The sequence below is a fragment of the Bartonella sp. HY406 genome, assembly GCF_025449315.1.
Lineage (GTDB): Bacteria > Pseudomonadota > Alphaproteobacteria > Rhizobiales > Rhizobiaceae > HY038.
The window spans coordinates 1,949,113-1,964,557 of record NZ_CP104893.1; the positions used below are offsets into that span (position 1 = coordinate 1,949,113).

Consider the following 15,445-nt stretch of genomic DNA (forward strand, 5'->3'; position numbering starts at 1 on the left):
CAAGATGCTGGCGCAAAATCTTAGCAAATTCTAAAATTTGCTTTTGGCTAATACCTTGCCGCAAACTTGCCCCACATGGAAACGTAACTGCGCCTAGACACCTTAGGTGCTTGGAATATAGCTATAAAAGACACTGAAAACTAATTTAACTAATTTATGCGTCACAAAATCCCCCCCCTTTACAGCGCAGGATTAATAAAATTGCCAATTTTTAGGATGTTTGTGGCGCCTTATATATGCGCGGCTATCTTGCTCTTTACGATGAACGGCAATTGCATAGCTCTAAAATAGGCTAAGAACTATGCAATAATAACTTACAATTCCTTATTAAAAAACTTGGTCAAATCTTGCGCAATTTCATTGACATAAGGCTGCTTCCAATAAGTTTCGATATGAGTCGCACCATTAATTTTGATAAGGTTTTTATTGCTTGTGCCAGTGGCTTTTGCCAGTGCCTGTTCGCTCATATATAGGGTGTCGGCATTAGAGCCAGCAATAAGCAATAATGGCTGCCCGATGAGATCGATATGATCGGTTGCATCAAAGGTCATAAGATCAAGCAAACTGCTTGTTGTATATTTAAAGGTAGAATTGGGGTGATAATGACTTCGGCCATAATATTCCAATCCTTCGCGGTATAGTCCAGCAGGAGCCTTGGCAATATCTTGATCGGTTGTGGTTTTTAAATCAAAATTGGCAGTATATTGCACATCACCTAGAAATTCTTTTGCCCGTGCTTCACTTGCCTCGCTTAAACGTTGTTGGATTGTGCTGACCTGACTATCTTGCATGCCATTACGGCGCACAAGACCTGAATTGAACATGCTGATAGTCGCAACTGCTTTTACGCGTTTATCACTTTGTACGGCGGCAAGAGTGTAACCACCACCGCCACAAACACCCAAAGCACCAATGCGCATTGTGTCCACACCAGGATAAGTGGCAATAAAATCAATCATGCCATGAATGTCATTAATGCGGTTAAATGGCTTATCAACATTCCGTGGCTCACCGCCACTTGCCCCTTGATAGGCAGCATCAGCAGCTATTGTAATATAGCCTTGCTCTGCTAAAAGCTGCGCATATAATCCGGCGACTTGTTCCTTAACGCCGCCATTAGGATGGGCCACAACAATTGTTGGATATTTTTTTGCTGGATTATAATTAGCAGGCGTATAAATATTTGCGGCTATTTCAATACCATTAACCTTATAGTGCACCGCATGAATATTGACTTTTCCAGCCTCATTTTTAGTAATTGCCCCATCATAGGTTAGTGTAAACGGATTTTGTTGATAATCATTGGCCATAACATTTCCTGTCAATATAAGTGTGGCGGATAAAAGAAGCGCTGATAAAAGCTTTTTAGATCGCAAGGGGTTTATCCTTAAGTTAAGGCGTAAAATTCACTTTTCACACCGTTTTGCTGATTAGCCAATTATAATTGATTAATAAAATTTGACAATTAGCGATGTTATTCATAGCCTGTTGAGCAATTTTCAATAATCGATTAAGCTATATCCTGCATTCAGCATTATAGGAAAAAACAGCATGTCGCGTATTGCACTGCCAGAACTCAGCATTTTTATCACTGTTGCCGAGCAACGCAATTTTAGTGCTGCTGCACGTGAATTAGGCGTTTCAACATCTGCTTTAAGTCACTCAATCCGAAAACTTGAAGAGCGGCTTGGCATCCAGCTTTTTATTCGAACCACAAGATCTGTTGCTTTAACCGAGGCTGGTAAGCAGTTATTTTTGCGTTCAGTACCTGCAATTAATGATTTAGAGCAGGCTATTCATGATTTAAATTCTTCGCGCAATCGCCCATCGGGAACTATTCGTATTAGCAGTGCCGAAGCTGGTGCAAAACTGCTTATTCGCAATATGTTACCAAACTTCTTTAAAACCTATCCCGATATTCATGTCGAATTTGTTGTCGATACGCGTTATATTGATATCGTTGCCGATGGCTTTAGCGCTGGCATTCGCCTTCTTGAAGATGTGCCGCTTGATATGGCTGCCATTCCTTTTGGCCCCGATGAAATCCGTATTGCTGCGGTTGCATCACCGGATTATCTTGAACAGCATGGCACGCCAACGTCGCCAGATGATCTTAAAAAACACCAATGTATCCGCTTTCGTTTTTCAAGTGGTGCGCTCTATCATTGGGATTTAGAACAGCAGGAGCGCAGTATGAATATTGATGTGAATGGCCCAATGACGCTTGGCAATACTAATCTAATGGTTGAAGCAGCATTAACTGGTATCGGCATTGCATGGGTGCCTGATTATCATGTCCATGAACATATCAAGCAAGGCCGATTGGTGCAGCTGCTTGCGGATTGGAGCCCGAAGATCGGCAGAACATGTCTTTATTATCCGCTTAACCGCCAACAGCCGCAGGCGCTCAAACTCTTTTGCGATGCTTTACGAGCCTGGAGTAAAAATTCTAATAAGGCGCAAGACTAATTTTATAGATTAACAAATTGGCCATATTTATTCATGAGTAAAGCTCATAATAGTATGCAATATTAATGCAATTATCACACCTATTAAGCTGTGCCATAATCTTCTTGAATTTTTATTTTCATTTAAGGAGAAAGGACCATGCGAACACTGATTGTGTTGCTAACACTAATTTTCAGTGCGTTCCAGGTTATGGCACAAGATATGTCAATTGGCGCAAATAATTTTTATAAAAGCAATGAAGTCACACTTCAAAAAGTCCATTTTAAAAATCTATATAATATGGATGTTGTTGGTAATCTCTTTGTCCCTAACAATCTTGATCGCAGCAAAAAGAATGCAGCGATTATTGTTGGTCACCCAATGGGTGCAGTTAAAGAGCAAGCATCCAATCTTTATGCACAAAAACTTGCTGAGCAAGGCTTTGTAACCCTCGCAATTGATCTTTCATACTGGGGTGAAAGTGCAGGTGAGCCACGTAATCTTGTTTCCCCTGAAATTTATGCCGATGATTTTAGTGCAGCAGTCGACTATCTAAGCACACAGGATTTTGTCGACAAAAACCGAATTGGCGTTCTAGGAATTTGCGGCAGTGGTAGCTTTGCAATTAGCGCGGCAAAAATTGATCCAAGATTGCGGGCGGTTGCAACGGTTAGCATGTATGATATGGGCGCAGCCAACCGTAATGGCATCAATCATGGTGTAACGCTTGATCAGCGTAAAGCAAACATTCAAGCAGCCATCGAACAACGCCAAAAAGAGTTTGAAGGCGCAAAAACCGAATATACCAGTGGTACAGTTGATGCTTTAACCAAAAATTCCAATCCCATTGAACGCGAATTTTTTGATTTCTATCGCACGCCACGCGGTGAGTTTACACCACAAGGCCAATCGCCTGAACTTACCACCCATCCAACATTAACTAGCAATGTCAAATTCATGAATTTTTATCCCTTTAATGACATTGAAACCATTTCACCACGGCCAATGCTATTCATTACTGGCGATCAAGCTCATTCTAAAGAATTTAGCGAAGATGCCTATCGACGTGCTGGTGAACCAAAAGAACTATTTTATGTAAAAAATGCCGGCCATGTCGATCTTTATGACCGCGTTGATCTCATTCCTTTTGGTAAATTAACCAGCTTTTTTGAAAGTAATTTGAAGTAAATAGCCACGTTTTTTTGGCAAAAGACTATTAAAAGAAAGTCAGATTGCCAAGGTAAATGCCTTGGCAATCATCACATTAAATCACTGACATATTTTACCTATTTTTGAAATTTATAAAGAGATGTAATCCACCATGGTACTCAACCAAAATGAAATGGCAATTATAGCACCACAATGGTCGGCAGTTTTTTCGCTTTTCCTTGGCGTTACGGGTCTTATCACTGGTGAATTTTTATCAATTAGTTTGTTAACACCTATTGCCCATGACTTATCGATCAGCGAAGGTTTAGCTGGACAAGCTGTAACTGTTGTAGGGCTTTTTGCCGTGACCACGAGTATTCTGCTTAGTCCGCTTACCAAAACTATCGATAGACGGCTCATTTTACTTAGCCTATCAGCCTTGTTGATTGTTTCCAATGCGCTGGTTGCCATTGCCCCCAATTACATTGTCTTGCTTATTGCCCGTGCTTTACTTGGCATTTGTGTTGGCGGCTTCTGGTCTATGTCATCGGCGGTTGCCTTGCGGCTTGTGCCTGCAAAAAATGTACCACGCGCATTAAGTATTATTTATGCAGGTGTTGCTGTTGCTACAATTATTTCTATTCCGGTAGCAAGTTATATTGGACAATTTATCGGTTGGCGCAATGTGTTTTGGCTAGCAGCACTGCTTGGCACAATTGGCTTTATCTGGCAATTTTTATCTTTGCCATCCATGCCAGTTAAAACTGTAAGTCGCTTTCGCGATATGGGGCAACTTTTAAAAACCACTTGGGTGATTGCTGGCCTTGGCGGTATGATTTTCAGCTATGGCGGTTACCATGTCTTTTTTACCTATTTGCGCCCTTATATTGAACAATATCTGTTTTTGAATAGTGCCAAGCTATCGCTAATCTTGCTTGGCTTTGGCATTGCTAATTGTTTGGGCACATTTTTTGCCGGAAAATTATTAGGTCAAGGTTTTCGCATTACCATCATTGCTATCCATGCCATATTGGCATTTATCGCCATTAGTTTCTATTTTAGCAATGGAAATCTTATTGAAAATATAGTGCTGATTATGATGTGGGGCTTCATGTTCGGCATTATTCCAGTTGCTTGGTCAACATGGATTGTTCACACCCTTGCCGATCGCGCTGAAATTGCTGGTGGACTTATGGTTGCAGCCATCCAGCTTTCCATATCAATTGGCGCGGCAACTGGCGGCGCTGTTTTTGATAGTGGTGGCGCTAAGAGCATATTTGCCATTGCAACTCTTTTTCTCGGCGGTGCCATCACTCTTATTTTAATCAGCTTCCAACTATTTTATAAAACGACAGGCAAGCATGCTTAATCTCTTTAGAACACTGTTAATCCTTTACCTTGTCCTTGGTTCAATTTTTTATCTCAATATTGCGCATGCTAATCAGAAAGGAAATATTATGGCTATTACCTTAACCATTGATGATGAAATTTTAACTGCTGAAATTGAAGATAGTCCAATTGGTCATGATTTTTTATCACTATTACCATTGACGTTGACACTTAATGATTACGCATCAACCGAAAAAGTAGCCAATTTACCTAAGCGGTTAAACCTAGAACAAGCACCTGACGGTTTTACCCCCGTTATTGGTGATATTGCTTATTATGCGCCTTGGGGCAATCTTGCAATTTTTTATCAAGACTTTTCCTATTCTAAAGGTCTTGTTAAAATTGGCACACTTCGCGGTTCTATTGATAAATTGCTAAAAGATGGCCCCTTTGAAGTGCGAATAGACAAAACACCGTCGTAATTTTATATCAAGAATTCTTAAAACAACCAAACCATGCCGTATTTTGGTCATGCAATGCTTGCAATGTGTTTATACCTATTGTTATCTATTTGCCGTTATATAATATCATCAAGTGCCCGATAGGGGTGATGATAGTTGAATTATAAGACATTTTAAGGAATCGGTATGACCAGACTGCGCCGCCTTTTACCTCTTGCTGTAGCTTGTACACTGCCGCTTTCTAGCGGTGCTTTTCCAACGGGCGCATGGGCACAAAATGCATCAGCAACAGCGCCGCGCGATATGACGAGTGCCCCACAATCGGTGTCAAATCTTGCCTCTGGTCTGCTTGATGCGGTGGTTAATATCGCCACCTCACAAAATGTCAAAGGAACTGAAAGCGGTGATAACCCACCTGTTGTCGACATTCCAAAAGGCTCGCCTTTTGAAGATTATTTTCAAGATTTCTTCACCGATAAAGACGGCAAGGCTCCCCAACAATCACGTAAGGTTGAGTCGCTTGGTTCAGGATTTGTTATTGATGCGAAAGAAGGGCTGATCGTGACTAATAATCACGTCATTGCCGATGCTGATGATATTGAAGTTAATTTTACCGATGGTTCAAAGCTAAAAGCTGAATTGCTTGGAACAGACCCAAAAACTGACATCGCTTTGCTGAAAGTTAATCCAAACAAAAAAAAGCTCACTGCGGTTAGTTTTGGTGATTCCGAAAATGCTCGTATTGGTGATTGGGTAATGGCAATTGGTAATCCATTTGGTCTTGGAGGGACGGTAACCCTTGGTATTATATCAGCGCGCAACCGTGATATTAGCGCTGGCCCCTATGATGATTTCATTCAAACCGATGCCGCAATTAATCGTGGTAATTCTGGTGGACCACTTTTTGATATGAATGGCAAAGTGATTGGCATTAACACAGCAATCATTTCGCCAACGGGGGGGTCTATCGGCATTGGTTTTGCTATTCCTGCCGACATGGCAACTGGCGTTATTGCGCAATTAAAAGAATTTGGTGAAATTCATCGTGGTTGGCTTGCCATTCGTATCCAACCGATCAATGAACAAATTGCTGAAACTCTTGAGCTGCCAAATACCGATGGCGCAATGGTTGCCAGTAAAATGGAAGCTGAAGATGTGGATAATAAAGCGCTTAAAGAGGGCGATGTTATTTTAAAATTTGGCGATAAGCCGATTAAAAATGCCAAGGATTTACCGCGTATTGTTGCTGAAAGTCCAGTTGGTCGCAATGTAAAAGTAACTATTTTACGTGATGGTAAGCAACAGGTGGTTAACGTTAAACTTGGACAGCTAAAAGAAGAAGAAAATGAGCCTGCAATTGATGATACCAGTGATGGGACTGAAGATACGACAAGTGCTGATAATGCACCAAAGCCGCTTCTTGGTATGCAAATTACAGCGCTTGACGAAAATTTACGCAAGAAATTTGGCATTGTAGAAAGTGTTAAAGGCGTAATCATTACCGATATTGAAACCAACTCGATCGCCTCTGATAAGCGGATCCTTATTGGCGAAGTGATTATCAGCATCAATCAAGAAGTTGTGTCCAACCGCGAAGATGTGATTAAGCGTATAAAAACCTTGCGTGATACGGGCCGCCAAAACGCCCTCATCATGGTTGCAAAACCCAATGGCGATTTACGTATGGTAACACTGCCACTAAATTAGGTCAAAAATAAAGGGAGAGCGGATTTTAAACTGCCCTCCCCTTTTTAAAAATAATGTGTTTTAAGCTTATTTATTTTCCTGTTGGCCAAAGAGGATTTTTTGCGCTTCTTGATCATGAGATAAATCATTTTTCATTTCACGACCAAGTTCAAGTCCGCGCTGTACAGCAGGACGCTCGCGCATGGTGCGCAACCAACGTTTTAAGTTTGGATATTCTAGCAAATCAATTCCATAGGCATCATATTTTGATACCCAACCAATTGATGCAATATCAGCGATAGAATAATTATCGGCCAAATATTCCTGCCCTTCAAGGCGTTTATTCATCACACCATATAAGCGGCGCACTTCCTTGGTATAACGCTCAATAGCGTAAGGGATTTTTTCATTGGCATAAACAGCGAAATAACCAGCTTGCCCTGACATAGGCCCAAGGCCAGATATTTGCCACATCAACCACTCGTCAACCGCAACCCGCTTTCTTTCATCAGTTGGATAAAAACGCTGAAATTTACGGCCAAGATACATTAAAATTGCGCCTGATTCAAAAACCGAGATTGGTTCGCCATCTGGTCCTTCTGGATCAATAATGGCCGGCATGCGGTTATTAGGTGAGATCGCTAAAAAATCTGGCTCAAACTGTTCGCCTTTGCCAATATTTAAATAGTTAACATTATAAGGCACACCGAGCTCTTCAAGCATGATGCTAATTTTCCACCCATTTGGGGTTGGCCAGTAAAAAAACTGTATTGGTTTATTCTGGCTAGGCATCGTCGATAACTCCGTAAAATAGGTTGCTAATTGGGCTTTTTGATCTATCCCAATTTGTTTACACATAATCGCTGACAAAGGCTTCATGAACTTAGAAACCATTATTGCGAAATTTTAAAGCTGTTTTTTAATACCACACTTTATAAACAAATGTAAATTATCGTGTTTCATGGTTAAATTATAGCCTAAATTTTAGTCTGAATTAACCATTATTTTTAATAATTCCTTAAGATCAATAAATAAACTATGAACGGCTTGCTCAGCCTTTATTCAATGAACACCAGTTAGATTATAGTTATTAATCTCATATGGAATATTACAATGAATGATAGTTACGCAAAACGCATGTCGATCTTAAGTCTTAGCATTTTTGCAACGGCGCTTACTTTGGGCTTTGCCATTCATTATGCTAAAATGCCGGCCTATGCAGCACCGCTTTATCAAAACAGTCAAAATATGAATGGTAATAATAGTTAAACTTTATTGTTAGCAGTTAAATTACACTGGAAATTTTGCCGTATTTACTCGCTCTAAATGTATTGTGATAAAACATTTGGAGACAATATGCGCAAAAATACTCAATCTAGCCTTTTTAGCCTTATCTGGATGCTCTTACTAATTACAGCGACAGTACCATTATTAATAAGCTATTTAGGCGCACTGCATCCAATGCTGGATTCCGTTGCTCATTTTAGACGCCATATGGCATTTGTGCTTATTATAGCAACTATTCCAATTTTTTTCACAAGCTTTAAACGTTTTGGATTAGCAATTATTACATTTAGCTTATTTTGTGTTTTATCCACCTATCAAACACAAGGTTTGAAACCAACAAACATCAGCAGCACACGGCACTTTAAACTCATACAGACAAATTTGCGTTATGATAATCCCAACGCCCAAAAACTGATTGATTTGTTGAATTCAGAAAAGCCTGACTTTATTACCTATCAAGAAGCATCAAGCCACTGGCAAAAAGCCTTAAGCGAATTTGCACGAACCAACAACTATTATACTTATAAATGTGAACGCGCCCAAATATCAATGATTGGTGCAACCGGATTTTTATCACGCTATCCATTCATTAGCACCATGCCAGAAGAAGCATGCCCGCATGATGCAGGCATAGCTACTGCGATGGTTGATATTAATGCAAAAACGCCACTAAAACTATCATCTCTGCATTTATTTTGGCCTTGGCCTTATCGTCAAAAAAGCCAAATAATTGCACTCCCCCTAACAAAAGAACCGTTACAACTTATTGGTGGCGATTTTAATGCAACCAGTTGGAGCTACGCAGTGAAATTTGTTGAAGACAAAACTGCAACGCGCCATGTCAATGGCATTGCTTCAAGCTGGCTAAGATACAGTTTCCCTGATAGCATAAGACCAATTTTAGGACTGCCAATCGACCAAATATTGCTCAGCGATGAATTTAAACTCAACAAGGTCGAACAACTTCCTTCAATTGGCTCAGACCATCTGCCCATAAAAGTAGAATTTTCACTATAGGCAGCATCACTGTTATAATCTGCATCAATGAAATTTCATACAGCCCTAATCCCGATTACAAATTTTACTAAATCGTTGGGTTACTATATCAAAATGGCGATACAAGTTAAGATCATTACTCAGCAATGATCTTAACGCGGTCACCAGCAGATACCACCGATGTTGGTGACAATGCATTTAATATGCGAAACAATGCGACCTTTTTATCGGTTCCTTGCATTTGATTAGCAAGCGATGCAACGGTCTCTCCCGGTTTTACCGTTACAACATGAACGCGAAGCGGTTTTAATGCAGCAATTTGTTGACGGCTTAATATTTTAAACGAGTTTATTGTCGTGCTCGTAATGCTTGGCAGCGAATTGTTATTTTTAGGTGCTGCAATTAAAAAACGGAAGATCTTATTTTTAACAAGAATGACAATAACATCAAATTGCCATTTAGGGCTTTGCGCGCTAGCGGTTGCTGCTGGATATCCGCCAATATCAACCGAGCGCACACTATCGACATCAAGACCTGATACCCAACCACTTTGAATGTAATTCTTAGCACTGCTAATATCGTCTGGTTTATTAATAGCATCAAAGCGAATAGCGGTATCATCAGCGCCGCTAGCAACCACTGCAGCACTAGAATTATCAATTGTAAAACCATTCGGTACGGTAAAAGCAACCCCAAGTTCAGGATGAATAAAGTTTTGACCTCTGATATAACCTTCTTTGGCGGTATCACCAAATACCATATCATCGATACCTTTTAAAAATGAATCGCGATCTGTTGAGCCAACGCCTGGTGCACTTACCAAGCGTGCCTGCCCAAGAGCTAATTGGACACGTTGCGGTGTTGCTGGGTGGGTGGCCAAAAAGTCAAGCTTTGCATCAGTTGCACCTGATACGCTTCTAAACTGGGAATAGCCTTCCATGGTCTGTAAAAACCTTGCTGATGCAAAAGGATCATAGCCTGCCTCGGCAACGGTCTTAATGCCAATCTTATCAGCCTCCAATTCCTGATTGCGCGAAAACTGCGCCAAAGACATTTTACCACGCAGCTCCGTCTGGCGCTCACGATTTCTATCCGATAAAACTTCAGAAACGACCTGATTGCTTAATTCAACTTCAGCCTCTTTACGCAAACGTTGTACACCGTGATTAGCGGTCACATGCGCCATTTCATGCGCAATTACTGCAGCAACTTCAGATGAGTCATTGGCAAGAGCCAACAGACCACGCGTTACGTAAACATAACCACCTGGCAAGGCAAATGCATTAATATTGGGGGAATTCAAAATAGTAATGCGATAAGTTTGGTCAGAACTGCCAGCAGCAACAGTTAGTTTACCAACAATTTTGGCAACCATACGTTCCAATTGCGGATTATTATATTCGCCACCATATGTAGCAAGAATGCGCGGATGTTGGGCGGCACCAAGCTGCGACATTTGATTATTTTTATCGACAGTATCAACAATATAGGGATTAATAGATGGCTTTAACCCACCATCAGGTTTGCTATAATCTATCAATGTGCAACTACTTAACAGTGGCAACATCAATAGAGCAAAGTGAACGGAAAAACGCTTTAAAGAACGCTGTTTGCCTTTTGTTGATATAGTTTGACTAAAAGCCATTGCCATTATTTTTCTCACTGCACATATTTAATATAATATATTCTAATTAAAATATATTTTTATATTTTTGCTTAAATTTCAATAGACATGTATCAATTGAAAACCACACTTTAATAAGCCAAGCCATTAGACTTCTGTAGCTATAAATCACAATTTTCAATCTTTAAAGCCAATTTCCATAAGGCTATATTATTAACAACAACTATTTGCTAAATACTTACCTTTTTGTTGCGATAAATTACTGAATAATATACGCAATATTATATCTGCGATAAACCTGTTTTTTTTAACTTAAAGCATTTACAACTCGTTTTTTTATGTCTGTGACACAAGAGGCACGGTTTTCAGGTTCGTTAAACCAGAAAACTAAGTAAACAACGACATCAGCCGGCAAAACCACCACTATCAAGAAATTTTTGTTCCTCGGTGGTGGTCTTCCGATGCAATACCAAATTGCGGTGAGGGAAACGTCCAAAACGTTTAATAATATCTTGATGGATAAGGGCATATTGATAAAAGCTATCATCACCCAACTTTTTAAATAATTTAATACTTTCCTCTTGATCGTCAATATCTTCAGAATGCTCATACGGCAAATAAAAAAACGCCCGCAAAGCTTTTTCTATTTTTTGATCAAAGCCCAATTTTACAGCATTTTTGGCAATCTTTAAGGCCTTGAAATCACAAGAAAAAGCCTTTGCATCATTGCGAAACATATTGCGTGAGAACTGGTCAAGCAACAGTAATAAGGCAAGTGAACCCTCAGCTGTTTTTTGCCAATCATCTAACTCACCATTGGCTGCCTTTTGCCAAAGATCACAAAATTTTTGACGGATCTCCTCATCAAAAGCATCACTCTTTTTAAACCATTTTTCATGGCCGGCAGTTTTCCAAAATTCGATCACTGCATGCTCATTATCAATCATAGCAATCCTCCCTATTGGCAGCCACGAACATTTAACCAAAGTGTCAACTAATCCAATCTTACGACTTTTATAATATGTAAGCAATCTTTACCAAATCAACAAGCTGCACAAATTTTAATTTAACATAATTGCTGCTTTTGAAAATGAACGGGACCAAGTACAACCACAACAAGGCCATTTTTACGAGCACATAAAATCTTCTATTGATTTACCAAAGATTCCACTTGCTAAAGCTAAAATTATTGTGCATGGTACCGAACGGTACGGTACGTTGACACTTATCGAATAAAGCAAATTTAGTATTTTATAATTATTGAGTAAGGCATTCATGCAAACGGTAGAAGCAACAGTTGAAGCGCTGACGGAACGTCAAAAAGACGTGCTTGATGCGGCTTTGCATTTACTGGTTACCGGTGACAAAGCCCTTACCATGGGGCGGATCGCTCAAGAAGCAAGTTGCTCTAAAGAAACACTTTATAAATGGTTTGGTGACCGCGATCATTTTCTTGAAGCCATGGTGCAATGGCAAGCAGCCAAAGTGCGGATTATGCCAATAAAGAAAGAAGCGCTTGATTTAGGGTCGCTTTTTTCTAGCCTTGAACATTTTGCACGTGACTGGCTGATGGTTTTATCATCACCAACATCCATTGCTTTAAATCGCTTAGCGGTAGGCTCAGCGTCACCCGACAATGCTCGACTTGGTCAAATTGTGCTTTCTAATGGACCTTTTGCAATGGCAAAGCGAGTTAAGCCCCTTTTAGAGCTTGGCCGTGACGCTGGCTTACTAGATATTGAAACCATTGATCAAGCCTTTAGAACGTTTTTTGGTCTTGTTGTGCGGGATATGCAGATAAGGCTATTATTGGGCGATGAGATTGAAATGAATGATGACATCATCATTAAGGAGGCGCGCAATGCGACCCGTCATTTCTTCCATCTATATGTAGCTGAGGAGTTTAAAACTCTTTTGTAATGAAGTTTCACAATTATTCGCTAAATACCTGATATTTGGTGAATGGTTGAAATAAATTTGAATGGGTGAAGTGTTGCCCAATCAAAACTAGTCAAAACCAAAACAAGCATTTTGTTTAAATGCTTGCAATAAACACCAAACAGACCGCAAGAGGAGAGTTCCATGCGCGTATATTATGATCGTGATGCAGACGTTAATTTAATCAAGTCAAAAAAAGTTGCCATGGTTGGTTATGGTAGCCAAGGCCGTGCCCATGCCCTTAATCTTAAGGATTCAGGCGCTAGCGAAATTCGCGTGGCTCTTCGTGAAGGTTCACCAACAGCTAAAAAAGCTGAAGCAGATGGCTTCCAGGTGATGAGCGTTGCCGATGCTGCAAAATGGGCTGACCTAATGATGATGGCAACCCCTGATGAATTACAGGCTGAAATCTATAAAGACCATATCCATGACAATTTACGCGATGGCGCAGCAATTGCTTTTGCTCATGGTCTTAACGTCCATTTTGGCCTTATTGAAGCCAAAAAAACCGTTGATGTTGTGATGATCGCCCCTAAGGGTCCTGGCCATACAGTGCGCGGCGAATATCAAAAAGGCGGCGGCGTTCCTTGCCTCATCGCAGTTCATCAAGATGCATCTGGCAATGCCCATGACCTAGCCCTTTCTTATGCTTGTGGCGTTGGCGGCGGCCGTTCAGGCGTTATTGAAACCACATTCCGCGAAGAATGTGAAACTGATTTGTTTGGTGAACAAGCCGTTCTTTGTGGTGGTTTGGTTGAACTTATCCGCGCTGGTTTTGAAACCTTGACTGAAGCCGGCTATGCACCTGAAATGGCTTATTTTGAGTGCTTGCATGAAGTAAAGCTCATTGTTGACCTTATCTATGAAGGCGGCATTGCCAATATGAACTACTCCATCTCGAATACTGCCGAATGGGGCGAATACATGTCAGGTCCACGCGTTATCACTGCCGAAAGCAAAAAGGCAATGAAAGACATTTTGACCGAAATCCAGAACGGTAAATTCACCTCTGATTGGATGCAAGAATATAAGGCCGGCGCTGCACGCTTTAAAGCAACACGTCGTCTTAATGACGAGCACCCAATTGAGCAAGTTGGTGAAAAGCTTCGTAATATGATGCCTTGGATTAAATCAAACGCATTGGTTGACAAAGACCGTAACTAATTTGCGTTTATAGCACAAAAGAAAAGGCTGCCTTAGCAATAAGGCAGCCTTTTTTTGTACATCGAAATTCTAAGACGTGCCGTTGGTCCTCGCTCCTCTAAGCAAAGCAGCTTACTCGAAAGTTACATAGCGATCTTTCGATAAAAACTCTTTTTTTATATCTTCAATGATCAAATCACGATCTTCAGCGGTTATTTCTTGGTTAGCGTGCGGTGGTTGCCATTTTATTATTGAAGATAATTGAACAGCAAAGGCAATTTTTGTTTCTTCTGGAAAATATAGTTCGCCAGCGATTTTCGCAGTTTTATTGCCAATTTTCACCCAAAGATAGCCGGTATTAAATTTTATAATCATCCCCTACCCTTTTAAAATATCAATAAGTAATCTATTGCTTTACAAAACAAGCTGAGATATTACAAAAAGAATAAAACATATAAAATACAAGAACTTGCAAACCTTCAAACCATAACTATATCAATCAATGTTTTCTTTTGATAAAAGTTTTTTCGGCGGCTAAGCCTCATCCTTATCAACTAATTTCTCGTTAGCAACATTATAAAGATGTTGGTTAATGTATTTTTTAAACAAAGCATGCGTACAACATAATTTCTTTATAAGATAAATATCAGAGTTATTATCTTTAATGATGTTATCTATCACATAATCCTCATATGGCTCCTCATGAGGATAATCGATTAAAAAGCTCATAATATCAATGCATAAACCTGGTTCAATGGATTTACCATCAAACAAAGGGCATGGGCGATTGTCGTATAAAGCCCGCATCTTACTTTTATATTTACTGTGATTTTGATGTTTATTTTTCATGAATAGCATTAAGGCTGATAAAAAGGCGACGAGCATGAACGCCTTTGGCCGCCGCCTAAGGGTAAATAAGTATTATCGGTGCGTTTATAACTTTGATACTGATTATTGCACCATTCAATATGCTTTATATCTAGCTGCCCATTAAGCTTTTGTTGGCGTGAGGGTACTTCAATCGGGCTTGGATTATAAGGTTGACGCGGTTGCCCTGTCCGATATTGCGGACTTGGCACCACCATACGTGGCGGTAGCGGTTTTACATAAGGATTATTAATATCAACCGCCCAACTATTGCCGGTGCTGCTCGCCAATATCATTGCAAGAGAAGATAATAAAAAACAAAGCTTGGTCATTATGGCCTCCTCTTTTCAATATAGTGTTGTTTAGCAAGCAATACGAGAATTTTAAAGAAAATATCAATAATTCAAAATTTCTTTTTACATAGCCATTGTCAATAACGTATTTCTTTTATATCAACAGTTTGTAAATATTGTGCAAAATTAAGTGGTGCAATCAAAATGCATTAAGGTTAAAAGAT

The 15,445-nt window shown here is 40.0% G+C and carries 16 protein-coding genes; 9 read left to right on the forward strand and 7 right to left on the reverse strand.

Annotation, left to right across the window (positions count from 1 at the left end; all coding sequences use genetic code 11):
- Positions 1–314: 314 nt before the first annotated feature.
- A complete protein-coding gene (locus N6B01_RS08205; protein WP_262080618.1) occupies positions 315–1,310 on the reverse strand; it encodes an alpha/beta hydrolase in 996 nt (331 codons plus the stop codon).
- A 241-nt stretch (positions 1,311–1,551) separates the two neighbouring features.
- Here N6B01_RS08205 and N6B01_RS08210 point away from each other — a divergent pair, with 241 nt between their 5' ends.
- The 5 genes from N6B01_RS08210 (at position 1,552) to N6B01_RS08230 (ending at position 7,094) form a co-directional block, all read left to right on the forward strand.
- Entirely contained in the window at positions 1,552–2,469 is a 918-nt protein-coding gene (locus N6B01_RS08210) for a LysR family transcriptional regulator (protein ID WP_262078240.1), read from the forward strand.
- A 138-nt stretch (positions 2,470–2,607) separates the two neighbouring features.
- Positions 2,608–3,636 carry an alpha/beta hydrolase gene (locus N6B01_RS08215; RefSeq protein WP_262078241.1) on the forward strand — a complete coding sequence of 343 codons (1,029 nt, stop codon included), beginning with the start codon at positions 2,608–2,610 and terminating at the stop codon, positions 3,634–3,636.
- Positions 3,637–3,769: 133 nt separating this feature from the next.
- On the forward strand, positions 3,770–4,966 hold the full coding sequence (locus tag N6B01_RS08220; RefSeq protein WP_262078242.1) for an MFS transporter: 1,197 nt from the start codon (positions 3,770–3,772) through the stop codon (positions 4,964–4,966).
- 88 nt (positions 4,967–5,054) lie between these two features.
- Positions 5,055–5,408 carry a cyclophilin-like fold protein gene (locus tag N6B01_RS08225; RefSeq protein WP_262078243.1) on the forward strand — a complete coding sequence of 118 codons (354 nt, stop codon included), beginning with the start codon at positions 5,055–5,057 and terminating at the stop codon, positions 5,406–5,408.
- 282 nt (positions 5,409–5,690) lie between these two features.
- A complete protein-coding gene (locus N6B01_RS08230) occupies positions 5,691–7,094 on the forward strand; it encodes a Do family serine endopeptidase (protein WP_262080619.1) in 1,404 nt (467 codons plus the stop codon).
- A gap of 66 nt (positions 7,095–7,160) precedes the next feature.
- On the opposite strand, the gene N6B01_RS08235 is transcribed toward N6B01_RS08230, so the two are convergent.
- Positions 7,161–7,865, reverse strand: coding sequence for a glutathione S-transferase family protein (locus N6B01_RS08235; RefSeq protein ID WP_182417309.1), 705 nt, complete (start codon positions 7,863–7,865; stop codon positions 7,161–7,163).
- Positions 7,866–8,186: 321 nt separating this feature from the next.
- On the opposite strand from N6B01_RS08235, the gene N6B01_RS08240 reads away from it, so the two are divergent.
- Both N6B01_RS08240 and N6B01_RS08245 read left to right on the forward strand, forming a co-directional pair.
- Positions 8,187–8,342, forward strand: coding sequence for a hypothetical protein (locus N6B01_RS08240; protein ID WP_262078244.1), 156 nt, complete (start codon positions 8,187–8,189; stop codon positions 8,340–8,342).
- 87 nt (positions 8,343–8,429) lie between these two features.
- Positions 8,430–9,377 (forward strand): endonuclease/exonuclease/phosphatase family protein, encoded by a 948-nt coding sequence (locus N6B01_RS08245; protein WP_262078245.1) that lies wholly within the window; start codon positions 8,430–8,432, stop codon positions 9,375–9,377.
- A gap of 115 nt (positions 9,378–9,492) precedes the next feature.
- On the opposite strand, the gene N6B01_RS08250 is transcribed toward N6B01_RS08245, so the two are convergent.
- Together N6B01_RS08250 and N6B01_RS08255 are read right to left on the reverse strand one after the other, a co-directional pair.
- Positions 9,493–10,923, reverse strand: coding sequence for a M48 family metalloprotease (locus N6B01_RS08250; RefSeq protein ID WP_262080621.1), 1,431 nt, complete (start codon positions 10,921–10,923; stop codon positions 9,493–9,495).
- 461 nt (positions 10,924–11,384) lie between these two features.
- Positions 11,385–11,927, reverse strand: a complete 543-nt coding sequence (locus N6B01_RS08255) for a DUF924 family protein (RefSeq protein ID WP_262078246.1) — start codon at positions 11,925–11,927, stop codon at positions 11,385–11,387.
- A 328-nt stretch (positions 11,928–12,255) separates the two neighbouring features.
- On the opposite strand from N6B01_RS08255, the gene N6B01_RS08260 reads away from it, so the two are divergent.
- Together N6B01_RS08260 and ilvC are read left to right on the forward strand one after the other, a co-directional pair.
- The gene (locus tag N6B01_RS08260; protein ID WP_182417313.1) at positions 12,256–12,900 is read left to right on the forward strand and encodes a TetR/AcrR family transcriptional regulator; all 645 of its coding nucleotides are present in this window, start codon (positions 12,256–12,258) and stop codon (positions 12,898–12,900) included.
- A gap of 162 nt (positions 12,901–13,062) precedes the next feature.
- The gene (gene ilvC / locus N6B01_RS08265; RefSeq protein WP_182417314.1) at positions 13,063–14,082 is read left to right on the forward strand and encodes a ketol-acid reductoisomerase; all 1,020 of its coding nucleotides are present in this window, start codon (positions 13,063–13,065) and stop codon (positions 14,080–14,082) included.
- 111 nt (positions 14,083–14,193) lie between these two features.
- Here ilvC and N6B01_RS08270 read toward each other — a convergent pair whose 3' ends face one another.
- From N6B01_RS08270 to N6B01_RS08280, 3 genes are all read right to left on the reverse strand, one after another.
- On the reverse strand, positions 14,194–14,436 hold the full coding sequence (locus N6B01_RS08270; RefSeq protein ID WP_262078247.1) for an Imm74 family immunity protein: 243 nt from the start codon (positions 14,434–14,436) through the stop codon (positions 14,194–14,196).
- Between the two features lie 159 nt (positions 14,437–14,595).
- Positions 14,596–14,910 carry a hypothetical protein gene (locus N6B01_RS08275; protein ID WP_182417316.1) on the reverse strand — a complete coding sequence of 105 codons (315 nt, stop codon included), beginning with the start codon at positions 14,908–14,910 and terminating at the stop codon, positions 14,596–14,598.
- A gap of 8 nt (positions 14,911–14,918) precedes the next feature.
- Entirely contained in the window at positions 14,919–15,260 is a 342-nt protein-coding gene (locus N6B01_RS08280; RefSeq protein ID WP_262078248.1) for a BA14K family protein, read from the reverse strand.
- Positions 15,261–15,445 lie beyond the last annotated feature (185 nt).

Coding starts and splice junctions, on each gene's coding strand:
- N6B01_RS08205 (WP_262080618.1), bottom strand. CDS start 1,310: ATGGCCAATGATTATCAACAAAATCCGTTTACACTAACCTATGATGGG.
- N6B01_RS08210 (WP_262078240.1), top strand. CDS start 1,552: ATGTCGCGTATTGCACTGCCAGAACTCAGCATTTTTATCACTGTTGCC.
- N6B01_RS08215 (WP_262078241.1), top strand. CDS start 2,608: ATGCGAACACTGATTGTGTTGCTAACACTAATTTTCAGTGCGTTCCAG.
- N6B01_RS08220 (WP_262078242.1), top strand. CDS start 3,770: ATGGTACTCAACCAAAATGAAATGGCAATTATAGCACCACAATGGTCG.
- N6B01_RS08225 (WP_262078243.1), top strand. CDS start 5,055: ATGGCTATTACCTTAACCATTGATGATGAAATTTTAACTGCTGAAATT.
- N6B01_RS08230 (WP_262080619.1), top strand. CDS start 5,691: ATGACGAGTGCCCCACAATCGGTGTCAAATCTTGCCTCTGGTCTGCTT.
- N6B01_RS08235 (WP_182417309.1), bottom strand. CDS start 7,865: ATGCCTAGCCAGAATAAACCAATACAGTTTTTTTACTGGCCAACCCCA.
- N6B01_RS08240 (WP_262078244.1), top strand. CDS start 8,187: ATGAATGATAGTTACGCAAAACGCATGTCGATCTTAAGTCTTAGCATT.
- N6B01_RS08245 (WP_262078245.1), top strand. CDS start 8,430: ATGCGCAAAAATACTCAATCTAGCCTTTTTAGCCTTATCTGGATGCTC.
- N6B01_RS08250 (WP_262080621.1), bottom strand. CDS start 10,923: ATGTTGCCACTGTTAAGTAGTTGCACATTGATAGATTATAGCAAACCT.
- N6B01_RS08255 (WP_262078246.1), bottom strand. CDS start 11,927: ATGATTGATAATGAGCATGCAGTGATCGAATTTTGGAAAACTGCCGGC.
- N6B01_RS08260 (WP_182417313.1), top strand. CDS start 12,256: ATGCAAACGGTAGAAGCAACAGTTGAAGCGCTGACGGAACGTCAAAAA.
- ilvC (WP_182417314.1), top strand. CDS start 13,063: ATGCGCGTATATTATGATCGTGATGCAGACGTTAATTTAATCAAGTCA.
- N6B01_RS08270 (WP_262078247.1), bottom strand. CDS start 14,436: ATGATTATAAAATTTAATACCGGCTATCTTTGGGTGAAAATTGGCAAT.
- N6B01_RS08275 (WP_182417316.1), bottom strand. CDS start 14,910: ATGAAAAATAAACATCAAAATCACAGTAAATATAAAAGTAAGATGCGG.
- N6B01_RS08280 (WP_262078248.1), bottom strand. CDS start 15,260: ATGACCAAGCTTTGTTTTTTATTATCTTCTCTTGCAATGATATTGGCG.